Genomic DNA, 15,396 nt, shown 5'->3' with positions numbered 1-15,396 from the left:
AATTCTATCATCGCGGCGGCCTGTCAATGGGAGATCGCGGTGGCGGGCCGCGAATTGGGGGCGTCCCGGTCAGGTCCTGCACCACCCGAACCACGCCGCCCGCGGCCGGACGATTGTGCTACGCTTCGATCGCTCATCTCATCAAAGCCAACGCCGGTGAACCGCGATGAAACTGAGTGCTGTGATTGCCGTCGCCCTGGTCTGGTCTTGCCTGCCTGCGACCGCGCAGCAGGGCGGAGACGCCCTCTTCACGCAGCGCTGCGCGCAGTGTCACGACGGCGGCAACGCCAATGTTCGCGCGCCGAGTCGCGCCGCCTTGCAATCGAAGTCGTTCGACGAGGTTCTCGGTGCGATCACCACGGGCCCGATGGCGTCCTTCGCGCAAGGGCTGAGCAATGACGAGCGGGCGGCGATCGCCTCGCTCGTCACCGGCAAGGCCGTCTCGCATGCGGCAACCGAAACTGCCGGCCAATGCGCGCAGAGCGAGACCGGCTTTCCGCAGCCGATCGATGGGCCACGGTGGAACGGCTGGGGCGCGGATCTCAACAACAGCCGGTTTCAGCCGGCGGCGATGGCCGGCCTCGCGCCAGACCAGGTCCCGCGCTTGCGCCTGAAATGGGCCTTCGGATTCCCGAATACATCCGTCGCCTTTGCTCAGCCGACGGTGATCGGCGGGTTGCTGTTCGTCGGCGGCGGCGACCGCAAGGTCCACGCCCTCGACGCCAAGACCGGATGCACTCGCTGGCTGTTTCCGACCGACGCGGCAGTCCGGGCAGCCATCAGTTTCGCCACGCTGGATAACGGCCAACCTGTCATCTTCTTTGGCGATGTGCTCGCCAACGTCTACGCCGTGAATGCGACGAGCGGGACGTTGATCTGGAAGAGCCGGGTCGACGATCATATGGCCGCCCGGATTACCGGCGCACCGGTCTTCTATTCCGGCGCCGTTTATGTCGGCGTGTCATCGATCGAGGAAGCCACGGGGTCGCGGCCGACCTACCAGTGCTGCACGTTTCGCGGCAGCGTCGTGGCGCTGAAGGCCGACAGCGGCGCGCAGATCTGGAAGACCTATACGATCGCCGAGGCGCCGCACCCAACCCGGACGAACGCCATCGGGACCCAGCTGTTCGGGCCGGCCGGCGCCTCGGTCTGGTCCGCACCGACGATCGATGTTGCGCGCAAGGCGCTCTATGTCGCGACCTCGAACAGCTATGCCGACCCGGCAACCGACACCAGCGATGCCATCCTCGCGTTCGATCTCGCGACCGGGCGGATGCTCTGGCATCAGCAGGCGACGCCGAAGGACAGCTTCGTGGTTGCGTGCTTCGGCACCGACCAGAGCAATTGTCCGCAAGACCGCGGGCCCGATCATGATTTCGGACAATCGCCGATCCTGGTGAGCTTGCGCAGCAGACAGCGCATGCTGGTGATCGGGCAGAAATCCGGCGTGGTCCATGCGCTCGATCCCGACCACGAGGGCAAGATCCTGTGGCAGACGCGGATCGGCCAGGGCGGCCCATTGGGCGGGACCGAGTGGGGCTCCGCCGCGGACCAGGATCGGATCTATGTCGCCAATTCCGACGTGCGGTTTCTGAGGGACGGCTCGAGGCGCCTCAACTCAAGCGAAGGTGGCGGCCTGTTCGGCCTCGATCTTGCGACCGGGAAAATCGCAATGCAGGTGGCGCCGGTTGCCTGCGGCGATCGTCCCCAATGCAGTCCCGCGCTGTCCGCAGCGGTGACTTTGATTCCCGGTGTCGTGTTCTCGGGCGGGGTCAGCGGCTTCCTGCGCGCCTATGCGACCGATGACGCAAGGCTGCTTTGGGAGATCGACACCGCGCATGACTACACCACGGTGAATGGCGTCGCAGCCCGCGGCGGTGCCATGGACGGACCCGGCCCGGTCGTCGTCGACGGCATGCTGTACGTCAATTCCGGCTACGCGCAATGGAGTGGCCTGCCCGGCAACGTCCTGCTGGCCTTCGAGGTCGGCAACCCCTGACAAACGCGTGTCCGGATTTGCGATGGCACGCTCGGCACTACTCGCCGCGGGGTATTCGTGCTTTGATGTCGGCCAAGACCGGCTAACGGGTCCGAAGGGAGGTCATCCCGGTTCCAGGCGGCGCAAGACCGCAGCGACTCATGCTTGCGACTCGCCGATATCAGGGACATACGTCGCTCAATCGACGGACATGGCAGCCGCGCCACAAATCGATGCGCATCTCGTTGCGCACAAAAAACACAGAAACTATAAGTGCTTGAAGAAATGGTCGGAGTGGCAGGATTCGAACCTGCGACCCCTGCGTCCCGAACGTAATCAGCGGTCGAAAAAATCAACAAAAACAATGAAGTTCGATCCTGATTGACCACCGTTATCGCCGTTTGTTCACGGGGTTTCGGTGGTCAATCGGTGGTTGGTGTCGGATCCTAGACCAGCGAAACCGATGGTGTGCATGACGATCCGTCGGGGGTTCGACGCTCCTCAAATACCCCACTCCGTGCCTTCCAAATTCCAGATATTCACGACCGATTTCCTATCCCCGCTTGCAGCGGAACGACCGTCGGGAGAAATGGCCACGGACTCAACTGCAGCAGCATGGCCATTGAAGCTCTTCATCAACCGGCGCTCGCGAATGTTCCAAAGCTGCACGATCGCATCCTCTCCACCTGCGATCACGGTGCGGCCGCTCGGCGAAATTCCAAACGCGGAAATTTTCCGATTGGCCCCGAACTTGGCGACTTCCTGAGTCGACGCCAGCTCCCACAATCTGATGACGCCATCGACACCGGCTGAAATGACATGCTTGCCGTCGGGCAGTGCGCCGACGGAAGTGATTTCGCCATCGAATCCTTTGAGCACGTTGATTCTACTTCCGTCGGCAACATTCCACATTTGGATCGCACCATTCGCCCCCGACACGGCGATCTTTCCGTCAGGCGTCGTCGCAGCGCAAAGAAGCCTCGAACCATAATTGAAGGTTCTGATCGGGATGTCCGTCGACAAATCCCACAGCTTCATGGTCCCATCAAGGCTCGCCGAGAGGACCTTGTCCTGGCCGGCCAACAATGACACCGACCAAACCTCGTCACTGTGCCCCTTGAACTCCCTTATGGGATGGACGTTTGCGAGATCCCACAACCGCAAGAGACCGTCGTCTCCGCCCGAGATGATCCGATGCGAGTCCGGTAGAACAGCCAGACTCCACACCACGTGCGAATGGCCGTCGAAACGACGAACCTCGCTGCCGTTCTGAATATCGCGCAGGCTGATAGCGCCATCCCAGTCGCCCAAGAGGATGCCGTTGCCCGCGAAAGTGTAGACAATTGCCGAGATGGTATTCGATCCGATCTCGAATGTGCGTACTGGCTTGTCGGAGCCGGAAACCCTGCCCTTCAATAAAGGAATCGCCGCAAGCGCACAGGCCGCCGCTGACGCGCCCACCAGGGCAAGCGCATATCGACGTGACGGCGGAGCGGGTTGCGGCTTGAGCGGCGTCTCACCCGGCCGGATACCGAGCCGTTCGAGTGCACCAAAGATCGCATCGCGGTTTGTAACCAGCTCGGTATGCAGAACGTCGAATGGCGGAGGGATCAAATCGAGGTTCAGATCGGGTGTGTAAACCGGGATTAAGACGTTGCGCTTGAGAGCTCGGCCGGCCTCCGATTTCACCCAGTTCGAAGCTACGGACGTCGGCGTCCAGATCACCACTACCGCCCGAGCGCGCGCCAGCTCATTGGAAATAACGTCCTGGAATGGTTCGCCAGGGGACATATCCGTATCCCACCAAACGTTAAAGCCGCGAGCCTCGATATCCGCAGCAAGTTCCTTCGTCTCCTTCTGACGAGACTTTGAGTAGCTGATGAATACGTCCGACATCCTTTTTGGGTCTCGGCCTAGTTGGGTGGGCTCAACGACCTGACCACACCGACAAGCCAGGGATCGGTATCGGAGAAGAGGTGCCGGTAGGACTCGATCAAGCTGTTAGCCTCCTTCAGGTTGGCGGTCCTGCTCTCCCCTGACTGCGCCGCCTGAGCCATCGAGATGTTCGCCATGACGAGCGCCTGAACCCCGAAACGCGAGTACGGGTTTTGCTCGTGAGCACTGCGCACGCCATCGATTCCCTCACCTCGGCGAAATCGTGAGACTCCGGCAAGCAACGTTGCATCGTTATGCACGAGGCTGTCCGTCCGGGAATCGCGTACCCTGGAGAATAGTTGCTCGGCTTGTTCGAAGTCGCCTCGGAGATACGAGATCAGCGCCGCGGTGAAATCTATCACTTCCCCCTGAGCCTGGGACAGATCCGGAAGCAGCACCCAGCCGGTAGCGCCGCTCGGCTGCCTCACCAGAGCAAAATCGCCATCAATCCTGATCGAGCGAAACGGGCTACCCAAACGCCTTCCGGCGCAATCCGGGCTTTTCTGCTCGCACACGGTGATCTGGTTCGGGCGCGAATACTTCGCTGCGACATCCTTTGGAATAACCAGCGGGGAAAACTGATAATTGTTGCTCGGGAGCCTGAGCTCAATCCGCTGGTCCCGAAATTTTACCACCCATTTTTGGAGGGTATCGGTGGCAGGTCGATCGCGAACAACGCGGAGGTTCGCGAGAACGACGATCCCGGATCCGTACTCCTCGACACCGCCCCACAAGGCGAGATCGCTGCCGGTTTCGAGCGCCATCTGATTGGCGGCATCCGGTGTGCTCTCGATGACGCGTTCTGACCATTCGATTTGTCCCGACCCGAAATAGAGATCCTTCGGATTTGGATTGGGACGCGGGCGAAGCGTTGTCCAAAGCCTTAACGCCAGAATGGTTGACGCATTGGCCCCCAGGCTAGTGCTGCTCGTGAATGTCGGAACTAGCGTCCGGACCGAAATCTGGTCGGCAGGGCGGACCGGTCGCGCGGCGGCCAGAAGGCAAAAGACGACGATTGCGCAGCGAACTACTTTTTGCCGCCGCATGCGCGAGCCTCCAGCTCGTACGAAATCGCTTTGAAGAGCTCGTCGAAGTACATTTTCATGTCCGCGCCGAGATCGCGATCCCTGTACATATTCGCGCGATCAAGAACCTTGCATATGACATATCGGCTACTATCAGCCGGCGATGCCTTCGCCAGCGCCATTCCGTATGCATAGAGCGTGACGACGGCCAGGGCTTCACGGTTAATCGAGTAGAGACCCGGCTCAATCTCCCTGGAGAAGTGCACGTAGGGGGCCTTGAGCCGCCCTCTAAGGTCTCCGAGATAGATGTCATTATCGACAAAAGTCGAGTGGCCGGCGAACCGGCCGATCGTACTGAGAACCTGTAGACTGGGCTGGGTCAGAAACGAGCTCTCGAGAAGATCAGTATCGGCCGTCTCCACGTTTTTTGAGACGAGCAAAACCTTAAAGACCGGGTCGGTGCCTGGGTTCTCGTTGGCAAAATCGGACAGCAAAAACCGAAGATTGTTCTTGAACGCCTGGATCCATTCGGTGACGCCCTTCATCGCATTGTCATCGGGCGTATTGATGACGAACAGCATAATCACCCGCGTCGCCCCGGTCTCGGCCGGCGCCCGACCGGTCGCCAGCAAAGCGAACGCAAGAACAGCTGCAAGCATACGACGCATCGTACGTTCACCACATCCTCAAGGCTTTACGCCCCTCCGACTATAGGTGTTACAACGCCTGATTGACAAGGACATATGGCTCCCGGGTCTTGCCCACGGTCTGCTCGTTCGCTAACCTTTACTCACATGGCAACGGTTGATGCCGGTTCTCATGATCGGATAAGCATTCGATGCGCGAACGAAATGATGCGGCTCGAATACTCGCCGGCACGTGTTTCACCGCGCTGTTGACGATCTCGCCGCTATTCGTAGAACAGGCATTTGCCGACGACGCTTGGAAGAACAGAACCGAGGTCGTGTGGAGCAGCGAAACACGTAGCCTGATCCGCAAGGAGTTCCGGGTTTGGGACCCCCATCCTGAACTCGATCTCGATTTCCTCTGGGAGCCTCGCGCTCCAGTCCGCTCGGATGACAGTACTCTGGCAAGCGGCGTCGGCACCTTGAGCTGGCGCGTCAAGAGCGCCCCCGACTACGATCGCCAGTATATCTACAGCGTCTTCAAAGGGACCTTAAAGGACGGTCGTCCGGAAGGAGACGGAGTACTTCTCGTCTTCCGTACTGGGTATTCCTACTCCGGGCACTGGGTGAACGGATTGATGGACGGCCATGGAATATTGAAGCTGGAAAACGGCGACAGGTATGACGGTGAGTTTGTTGCGGGAAAGATGGACGGCGAAGGCCGATACGCTTCAAGCGATGGCTCGATCTATCAGGGCGGGTTTCGGAACGGTTCAAGACACGGTCGAGGAAAGCTCCTCCTAGCCGGCGGGTCATACTGGACTGTCTGGGACCAAGGTGTGGAAATCAGCCGGGCGCAGATTCCCGACGTCACGCCGATTCCGCATTCGCTAAAGCCACGGCTCGCCGCCGCTTCCAACTCAGTGAAGCTGAAGCTGACGCTGGATCAGGAGAAAAACCGCGCCTTCGCCGACGCTGATCCCGGTACTGAAGCTCACGTCTACGACGCCGAGTTCTCGCCCGGAATGATGACCATCCAACCGGGCTCAAAGGCATTTCGCGAGGCCTGGAAGGCTGGCGGCGAGATATCGTCCGGGTATGAGGACAGCCTGCCTTCGATCTATAACGACAATCAGTTCGCTTCCGTATTCATGAAGGTACAGGTCCAGAACGAGGGCGTTCAACCAGCGGTCATCGCCGACGCATTTCTGGATGTAGCGTCAAGCACGCTCGATCCGGAGCCTTATCTGGAGGCCTCCCAGACCGGTCCCGGATATTGCGGGATCGACACGGCCTATAGACCGGACATCGTATTTCGGAATCTCGGATGGGGACAAGTCATCGGCGCAAAACTGACCTTCAGTTTGGGTACGGCCGATCGACGCACCCAGCAGACCACTGCGCTACTGGGCTCATTCGACGGCACCAAACAGGCCTCTATTGTTGAGAGCCTCCGCGGCTTCGGCGTCGATACCGAGCGATTGAAGAAAGCCGCACTCGGTCTCTATCACCAAAAAATGTCCGACAGACCCAAGACTAACGACCTTGCGTTTCACTGCAACATGCCCCGCGGCGATGCGACGGAAGATCAGAACGAGAAGGCTCTCGCGGTCTGCGTGAGTAAGGTCAAGAAGACTGGCCTATTTGGTCGGCTTGCTGATTTTGTCTACCCCGAGCAGAACGTCATTTTCACGAAGATGTCCGGTAAGATCGAATACCAATGGAAATCGAACGACGGTGAACTCAAATCGAAATCCTCGCCGTTTTCTTTGAACATACCTCTAGTGTCTTTCGACATCGAGATGGGCGAAGCTGGCTGTGATGACGCGTCTGACCGCGGTTCAAAGATGCAGAGTTCGCCGAGCTTGTTGTCAGTCGGGCGAACCTCGTATCAAATTCATCTGCCAAAGAGCTGGCAGGCAAGCATCGCTCAAGGCACCGTCAAGAGCTTTGATCTTGATATCTCAGCACCCAAGACATCGCGACACAAGTTCCAACTGTTGCTGAAGTTGACCGATGGATCGGTAGTCACCTCACCGGTGGTTGACCTGACGTATTTCAGGCCGCGAATGCCGAAGCGGTGATGCTGGATGGCACTATCGTTGCTGCAGTGCGGCTTCGAAAAAATTGCGATGGGGAACAAGGCGCACGAAGTAGGTCCCCTGTGTGAAGACGCGAACCTCGAGGATACTGCCGGAGGCAACGCGTGAAGTCTGATCGAAAATGAAGTTACCCAACGAGTGAACGCTGATCCCCTCGCCCCCTTCAAGCAGATCCAGATCTAAGGCTGCGAAGTGAGGATGGACACCGATCACTAGCGAAATTGCTGACTGCCGGAGCTCCGATCTCAACTCAATCTGACGCGGGTCCGGCCTGTTGACGTAGTCCGAGCCCCAATTGATCATCGCGAAAACTGGTGGCTTGGCATGCGAGGCCGCGAGCCGCGCGATGTCGTCCGATCCGATCACGCCTTCGCTCCGAAGGCTTTGATTGTCGAGATCGGTCAGCGCCGTCAAGCGAAAGCCTCCGAAGTCGACGATCTGCCCTTGCGTCAATGTGGTGATATGGGCGTCGGACAGAATTCCTTTCATTTGATCGAAGGCCGCGGACCCGAGATCCATAGCATGGTTATTGGCAAGACTAACGCCAACAATGTTCATGGCTTTCAACGCCTCCAAAGTGAGGATCGAGGGCATTGCCAGCATCATAGGCTCAAGCTTCAACGGAATCTCCGGAACGATGACGCCGGTCAGATTCACGATGAGCCGGCAACCGTTCAACACGCTGCGCGCCTCCCGAAGGAAGCGTTGCTGCTCGTCCCGCGTCGATAGAACTCGCAACAGGCCTCGTCCAAAGAAAGTATCGCCGGCGAAGCAGAATACCTTCGATCCGGGGAGGTCCTGCCCGATCTGCATTGACGGATCGGACTCATAAAACTGAACGATGTAGGTGGTCGTCAGTCCATTTCGGCCGTCGGCAAATGCGTGTGAGTTCGAATTATAGACGATCAGCGGCCGGCTCTTGAAGAACTCCTGCTGTATTCGCATCTGCAGGTACTGCGACCCGCGCGAGTCCATATGCTGTGGTTGCCTCAGGCGCGCGACCGAGGCGAGATCACCGGAAGCAAGAACATTCAGAACTTCCTGATCCCGCTGCATCGCCTGCTCGAGCGGCAGATAGTGCGAAAAGTCGGTGGACTGAACCACCAGCGTGTCGTCAGAAACGATCGAATGCAGGACTGCAACGAGCTGATCCCAATCGACTTGCTGCGAACGAAGAGAAACTGCGATCGGGACGATCCGGGCGTCTGGCAGGTAATGCCTGACGAATGGGACAATCGCACCAATCCCGTGATCGCGCTCGAACAGATCCGATCGGGCGACCAGCCGTCGTGCCCCAAGCAAAGTCCGAACGTCGGGCAGACTGATCTCGACTCGACCAAAAACGGTGTCGAACGGACGGTCAGTCGTCGCAAACGGCAGGTTTGACCGTTTGAAGTGGTCGGGAAAAACGACAATGACTTTCTTTATGCGCCGGCTTTCGATCGATTGAAAGGCCTGCGCGATCAACCTAGCCGCCAGCAGATGATGCGGGACAGTTATTCCCGACAGCTTTCTCCGTGCGAGACCGGATTTTGCCGCTTCGTCGATCGGTTTCGAGAACATTTCGGCTTGAGTGAATTGAGCCGGAATCGGTTGCCTGGAGGACCCTTCCGCTGCGGTGGCAACAACCCCGGCGATGCCGACGGCCGCGAGAAGCAGTTGCAAACGCTGGTACGGTCTGTCGACTGGTGAATGCATTCTTGTCGTCGTTCAGCGGCCTTGGTCCACGCGGAGCTATTGCAGCTTACCCGAACGTTCCAATTCAAGTAACGGCACTCGGCGCTCGTCTCGCTATATTTCTCTTGCTGCTAGAACATCTGGCGGATTAGGATCACAAGATGAGCCAAGCTTCCGATCGGTGCAGGCTGACAAGACGTGCTGTTTTGGCGGGCGCGTTCGCCAGCGCGGCATTGCCCGCCATGGCTTTTGAACAGCATCAAGCACCTCAATATTCGCCGCCGCTCGACAACCGGGAGGATTTCATTCGGTGGATGGAAGTCAACCGCGGAGAAGAAGCGCCATTGCTGGCGAACAGGTGGCAGCGATATCTGGCGCTCCGATCGAATCGAGACATCTGGGAGCCGCGGGGCGCGACGGCGTTTCTGATGACGCCACGAGATCAGTTCGTCCTCGCCCATGACATGATCCGCGCTTACGACAATGCCTATCTGGGCATTGGCTATGGCGCGACTATCTCCGGACCGGGCATTGTCGCGCGGATGACGAGTGCACTCGAAGTGTTACCTGGCGACCGTGTTCTTGAGATTGGTACGGGATCTGGCTATCAATCTGCCTACCTCGCTCATCTCACGGACAGAATATGGACCGTCGAGATCGTCGGAGAGCTTGCTGACAGGGCTAAAGGCAAGCACGAGAAGCTGGTCGGGCACGGTCATCAGGAATATGCCTCCATTTCCGCCAAACAAGGCAACGGATATTTCGGTTGGGCCGAGGCCGCCCCGTTCGACAAGATCATCGTAACGTGTGCAGTCGATCACGTTCCCCAACCATTATTCGATCAGCTCAGACCTGGCGGCACGATGATCCTGCCCTTGGGGCCTGGCTCCATGCAGCACGTTGTTAAGGTCGTAAAAGCTTCGTCTTCGTTTCGGCGTGACACGGTCGATATTTACCATGGGAAGCTGATCCGCTTCCTCCCGATGCGGGTGTAGCAGGATCTCTCCCGGCGGACATGAGCTGGGGTCGCTCAAAATCACCTACTGGCCCTCATTGCGCACAGATGCCCCAGGGCTCGCCCGACCACTCATAACGGTCTGGTTGCAGGTTCGAGTCCTGCCGGGCCCACCAATGAGATCAATAGCTTACTTCGTTCTTGTTGCCCACAGCGCGGCCGCCGCACCAGAAACCGCACCAGATACGTCCCCTGTTCGTTCGTGGCAAATCTTCTCCGCCCTGCTTTTCGTGATGAGGTTGGATGCAACGAACAAGACTATTGAGGACTATGTGCTGTTGCCCTCAAAATTGAGGCCAGGCCGACACGTCAGGCTATCGAGAATCGCCATTCAGTTTGGCGATCTTCGATAGCCTGACGTATCGGCTTCATTCGACATCCCGCAATGCTCAGGTAGGAGCGCGCGATGGTTCCCCCCGTAGCGCGGCCTGATGGATGTCGACGATCGCAACAGCCACGAACGTAATGGCGACGCACGCAGCAATAATGGCGAAGAACGCCGCCGCCCCGTAGTTCAGGGCGAAAGCGCCGGCATAGGCGCTGACTATGGCACCTGCCCGGCCGAACCCGGCTGCCGCACCGATACCGGTCGATCGGATATTCGTGGGGTAGACGTAGGCCGCCAGCGCATAGAGCGAGCCTTGGGCGCCGAGCAGGCAGAAGCCTTCGATGCAGAGCAGGCCCATAATTAGGGGTTTGGTCTCGACTGAAATCGGCATCGACGCCAGCACCACTGCACCGACCGTCGCCGCGCCGGCAACCGTAAGGATGGCCGGCCGCGTGCCGAACCGGCCGATCGCCCATCCGGTCACGATGCAACCGGCGACGCCACCGAAGTTGAAAAGCGCGAGGGCAAAACTAGCGGTTGGGACGTCGAACCCTTTGCCGGTCAGCAGCGTGGGGGCCCAAGCGTAGAGCACGTAGACCGGCAAGAGGCAGAAGAAGAAGGCGATCCAAAGCCCAGTCGTGGTGCAACGAAGGGTGGCGACGAACAACGAAGCGAGCGAAGCGCGCTCCAGTTCGACCTCGCGTCGGTCGACGAAGACGCTCGATGCCGTATCGGTCTCGCCGAGTATCCGCACCGACTTCGCCACCTTTTTCGGATCGGCTCCCTTCGCCAGCAGATATTGCGGGGATTCTGGCAACGCCACCGCGAGGATGGCCGCGACCACCATCGGTAGCAGCCCGCTGACGACGAACAGCATCCGCCAGCCGAATTCGGGAAGCAATTGCGCGGCGAGCACGCCTCCTACCATGCCTCCGACAGGTATGCAGACGATGCCCAACATCACCGACAAGCTGCGATTGCGCTTGGGCGTGAACTCCGCGATGAGCGCGGTAGCGGCAGGAAGCGCACCGCCCAGCCCCAGACCCGCGAGGAAGCGGTAGAGGCTGACCTCTCCGACGCTGTGAGCGACCGAGATGGCGAGCGTGGCCGCGCCGAACAGGAAGACCGATGCGATCAGGGCGATCTTTCGCCCGAGCCGATCGCCGACTACACCTCCGATCGGAGTACCGATCGTCATCCCGACGAAACCCAACGCGAGCGCGGGCGCGAAGTCGCCGCGCGTGATGTTCCATTCTTTGATCATGGACGGAATCGCGAAACCGAGTGCCTGGTTGTCCAATCCGTCGAGAATGATCGCGAGCGCGCACAGGAACAACACGCCCTTGCGCGCTCCGTTCCATGCGCCCTCCTCCGCAAGAATTCCGATATCGATCACCGGCCTCGTCGGGTCTTCCAAAACCTGTGTCGTCATGTCCAGCCTCCCCTTCTCTGAAATTTGATGCGATGACCGTCTTCTTGTTGGAAGCCCCTCGGCACGGGCCTCGGACATTTTCGTCCGTTAGACGGCCGTTTCCGCTTCGACCGCCTTGCGCCGCGCGGCTTCCATCCTCGCGGCGCTCAACGTGTTCGCAAGCAGACAGGCGATGGTCATCGGTCCGACGCCGCCCGGGACCGGCGTGATCGCGCCTGCAACTTCGAGGGCTTCGTCGAACGCGACATCTCCGACGAGCTTGTCGACGCCGGATGCCGACGCGACACGGGTAATGCCGACGTCGATCACCGTCGCGCCAGGTTTGACGAAGCGACCGCGGATAAGACCAGGAACGCCGGTCGCGACGACGAGGATGTCGGCCTCACGGCAGCGGCGCTCGAGATCGGTGGTCCGGATGTGCGCGATCGAGACCGTGCACAGTTCCTGCAGCAACAGGCGTGCCATGGGGCGGCCGACGACGTTGGACGCTCCCACGACGAGAGCCCCTAGACCCGCGATGTCTTGATGCACCGACTTGATGAGACGCATAACGCCGAGCGGCGTACACGGGACCAATGCGCCCTCCATGCCTGCGGCGATGCGTCCCACGTTCAGCGGATTGAATCCGTCGACATCCTTGTCCGGACGGATCGCCGTCACGACGCGCGCGATGTCCATGTGCGGTGGCAACGGGAACTGAACCAAGATACCGTTCACCGCGAGATCCCGGTTCAGCTCCTCGATCAACTCCAGCAGGCTGCGCTCCGTCGCGTCCGAGCCGAGCAAGTATCGGCGCGAACGCATTCCGACGGCTTCAGTCTGCCGCACCTTGTTTGAGACGTAGACACGACTGGCTGGATCTTCACCGATCAAGATGACGGCTAGTTCCGGCGCCGGCACGCCGCCGGCGACGAGGGCGGCGACGCCCTCTGCGACTTCCTCCCGAACCACGGCGGCAAGTGCTTTTCCGTCGATGATGCGCGCGGTCATGGCTGCCGCTCAGACCTTGGACAGGTCGGCGCGGCGATTGTCCTTCTTGTAGGGTGCTGGAGCCACTTTCGCGCGAATGCTTTTTTGTCGACGACCCGGCTCGCCCCAGACCACGACGACCTCGCTTCCGATCTCTGAATGATCGACGTCGATGGTACACAGCGACAGCATCTCGCGGAAAAAATAGCTGTAGCCTCGTGATGTGGTCACGCCGACATCCTTGTCGCCGCTCAGCACGCGGTCGGCATACATGAAGCCGCGCTGATCCCGAGGCATCTCCATGTATTGATAGGGCTGCTGCTCTTTCTGAAATAGCGAGGCGTGGACGTCAGCCACGTCATCTCCGTTCCAGACCAACGTTCGGATCACTCTTCTCGGATTTGCGACTTCCTTCTCGAGTACATCGCGCCCAATGAATTCGTGATCGAACTTGATATTCTTGCTCCAGCCAAGTTCGACCGGACTTCTGTACCAATCACGGATGTCGTCCGATTGGAAGCTACCGGCGATATTAAAGGTCGACGCAAAGCCCGGCATCGCGGCGCGGAATTCGTCCTGGTACTCCTTCATGTCGTCGTCGAAGATCGCAGGCATGTAATCTGTAACAATGGTCGGGAAGCAGGCCTCAAGGTGGTTGATGAAGATCGCCCGGCCGCCGATGCGACGGAGGCCGAACTCTTGACCGGCGGCGACGATGGCGTCGTAGACGGCCGCTGCTTGTGCCATTGGCCCCTGCAGCTCGAAGCCGATCTCGCCCGACATGCCTTGGCGTAGCGCGAGCATCTTGCATCCGGCGATTTCGATCTCGCCCGAATGCATGAACTTCACGTCGCGGAGCGACTGCTTCGAGACCCTCTCGAGCAGCGCCAGGGACGTCGGCCCCTGGACCTGGAAATTGAACCAGTCGTCGGCCTCGGACGTGACGTCGTAGTTGCCATGACGACGGATGTAATCGACCCAGAACGTGCCGCGCCCGAACAGCATGAACTCGTCCTCGGACAGGCGGGTGAGGATGCCCTCCGCGATGACCTTTCCCTGCTTGGTAGTGTGGACGACGTGCTTCGACTGCCGGATATCGAACTTTTGGAAGCTGTTGACCGATGTATCCGAGAAGAGCTTCAGCGCATCGGGTCCCTTGAAGCGCCGCTCCCAGAGAAACGACCAGTCGCCGAGCGCACACGTTTCCTTCCAAGACATGCTCTCGTCGATCCAGTCGGTGTACTCCGGAAGGCCCCATCGCGAGGTGAAGTAGCCTTCGGGCGTCTTGCGCATGCCCCTGGGTGTCAGCATTGGTCGTTCTCCATTCTGTTCAATTGGCGAAGACGATGGTCCGCTCGCCGTTGATGATCACGCGGTCCTCTAGGAAGAGATGAACCGCACGCGAAAGCACTCGACGCTCGATATCCCGCCCCTTTCGGACTAGGTCCTCCGGCGTATCGCGGTGACTGACGCGTTCGACGTCCTGTTCGATGATTGGCCCCTCATCGAGATCCCCGGTCGCGAAGTGCGCGGTCGCACCGATCAGCTTCACGCCACGGGCGTGCGCCTGGTGATAGGGTCTCGATCCCTTGAATCCGGGCAGAAAGCTGTGATGGATATTGATGCAGCGGCCGTGGAGATGACGCGCGAGATCGTCCGAGAGGATCTGCATGTAGCGCGCGAGGACGACGAGATCGGCGCTCGTCTCCGCGATGAGCGTCTTGATCTGCGCCTCCTGCTCCATCTTCGTGTCCTTCGTGACGGGAAGGTGATGGAACGGAATCTCGCCCACGAGACTGACGGTGAGCACCGAGCGCGGATGGTTCGAGACGATCCCGACGATGTCCATGTCGAGCTCGCCGAGCCGATGGCGGTACAGGAGATCGCCGAGGCAATGATCGAATTTGGAAACGAATAACAGGACCCGCTTGCGTTCGGCCTGCGAGCGCAGTCTCCACTCCATTGCGAACTTCCGGGCGATCGCGCCGATCCCGTTCCGCGCTGCCTCGGCGCCCGCTTCCGAGAGCGTCACGCCGATCCTCATGAAGAAGCGCTCGCTCGTGATCTCGTTGACCTGCGCGGCCTCGACGATGTTGCCGCCGTTCTCGAACAGGCAGCGCGAGACATCGGCCACGATGCCGGGTACGTCGCGACATGACAGGGTCAGGATGTATTGCGATATGGGTACAGGTTCAGCGTACATAAACGGACGATTTCTGGCGGCCACGGACGTTTAGTTCCGGCGGCACCGGTTGGGTGAGCGGATGTTCGAAAACTGAGAGGCAGAGCGGGAGGAAATAACCTAGGGG

At 59.6% G+C, this 15,396-nt stretch carries 11 protein-coding genes and 1 tRNA gene; 3 read left to right on the top strand and 9 right to left on the bottom strand.

All coding sequences use genetic code 11. The features are described 5' to 3' along the window. The first annotated feature begins 166 nt into the window (after nucleotides 1-166). Complete coding sequence (locus tag JQ616_RS35490; protein WP_212022823.1) at nucleotides 167-1,999, top strand: PQQ-binding-like beta-propeller repeat protein; 1,833 nt, start codon at nucleotides 167-169, stop codon at nucleotides 1,997-1,999. Nucleotides 2,000-2,264: 265 nt separating this feature from the next. Here JQ616_RS35490 and JQ616_RS35485 read toward each other — a convergent pair. The 4 genes from JQ616_RS35485 to JQ616_RS35470 form a co-directional block, all read right to left on the bottom strand. Next, a tRNA-Pro gene (locus tag JQ616_RS35485) sits at nucleotides 2,265-2,369 on the bottom strand. A gap of 110 nt (nucleotides 2,370-2,479) precedes the next feature. Next, entirely contained in the window at nucleotides 2,480-3,874 is a 1,395-nt protein-coding gene (locus tag JQ616_RS35480; protein ID WP_212022822.1) for a toll/interleukin-1 receptor domain-containing protein, read from the bottom strand. Nucleotides 3,875-3,891: 17 nt separating this feature from the next. Further along, entirely contained in the window at nucleotides 3,892-4,959 is a 1,068-nt protein-coding gene (locus tag JQ616_RS35475; RefSeq protein WP_212022821.1) for a hypothetical protein, read from the bottom strand. Next, complete coding sequence (locus tag JQ616_RS35470; protein WP_212022820.1) at nucleotides 4,941-5,597, bottom strand: hypothetical protein; 657 nt, start codon at nucleotides 5,595-5,597, stop codon at nucleotides 4,941-4,943. The genes JQ616_RS35475 and JQ616_RS35470 overlap by 19 nt, the downstream gene beginning before the upstream one ends. Nucleotides 5,598-5,776: 179 nt before the next feature. Between JQ616_RS35470 and JQ616_RS35465 the strand changes: the two genes are divergently transcribed. Next, nucleotides 5,777-7,648: an MORN repeat-containing protein gene (locus tag JQ616_RS35465; RefSeq protein ID WP_212022819.1), complete on the top strand. Its 1,872-nt coding sequence runs from the start codon at nucleotides 5,777-5,779 to the stop codon at nucleotides 7,646-7,648. Between the two features lie 12 nt (nucleotides 7,649-7,660). On the opposite strand, the gene amrB is transcribed toward JQ616_RS35465, so the two are convergent. Beyond that, nucleotides 7,661-9,364, bottom strand: coding sequence for an AmmeMemoRadiSam system protein B (gene amrB / locus JQ616_RS35460; protein ID WP_212022818.1), 1,704 nt, complete (start codon nucleotides 9,362-9,364; stop codon nucleotides 7,661-7,663). A gap of 140 nt (nucleotides 9,365-9,504) precedes the next feature. Between amrB and JQ616_RS35455 the strand changes: the two genes are divergently transcribed. Then, nucleotides 9,505-10,338: a protein-L-isoaspartate O-methyltransferase family protein gene (locus tag JQ616_RS35455; protein WP_212022817.1), complete on the top strand. Its 834-nt coding sequence runs from the start codon at nucleotides 9,505-9,507 to the stop codon at nucleotides 10,336-10,338. 409 nt (nucleotides 10,339-10,747) lie between these two features. Here JQ616_RS35455 and JQ616_RS35450 read toward each other — a convergent pair whose 3' ends face one another. The 4 genes from JQ616_RS35450 to purU all read right to left on the bottom strand — a co-directional run bounded on the left by JQ616_RS35450 (nucleotide 10,748) and on the right by purU (nucleotide 15,290). Further along, a complete protein-coding gene (locus JQ616_RS35450; protein WP_212022816.1) occupies nucleotides 10,748-12,118 on the bottom strand; it encodes an MFS transporter in 1,371 nt (456 codons plus the stop codon). Between the two features lie 87 nt (nucleotides 12,119-12,205). Further along, nucleotides 12,206-13,108, bottom strand: coding sequence for a bifunctional 5,10-methylenetetrahydrofolate dehydrogenase/5,10-methenyltetrahydrofolate cyclohydrolase (locus JQ616_RS35445; protein ID WP_212022815.1), 903 nt, complete (start codon nucleotides 13,106-13,108; stop codon nucleotides 12,206-12,208). 9 nt (nucleotides 13,109-13,117) lie between these two features. Further along, nucleotides 13,118-14,380: an aminomethyltransferase family protein gene (locus JQ616_RS35440; RefSeq protein ID WP_212022814.1), complete on the bottom strand. Its 1,263-nt coding sequence runs from the start codon at nucleotides 14,378-14,380 to the stop codon at nucleotides 13,118-13,120. A 37-nt stretch (nucleotides 14,381-14,417) separates the two neighbouring features. Beyond that, on the bottom strand, nucleotides 14,418-15,290 hold the full coding sequence (gene purU / locus JQ616_RS35435) for a formyltetrahydrofolate deformylase (RefSeq protein ID WP_212022813.1): 873 nt from the start codon (nucleotides 15,288-15,290) through the stop codon (nucleotides 14,418-14,420). Nucleotides 15,291-15,396: the final 106 nt, after the last annotated feature.

The sequence above is a fragment of the Bradyrhizobium tropiciagri genome (genome assembly GCF_018130545.1).
Taxonomy (GTDB): domain Bacteria; phylum Pseudomonadota; class Alphaproteobacteria; order Rhizobiales; family Xanthobacteraceae; genus Bradyrhizobium; species Bradyrhizobium tropiciagri_A.
The sequence above is the reverse complement of the archived record's forward strand: the minus strand, read 5'-3'. Positions and strand labels throughout refer to the sequence as shown.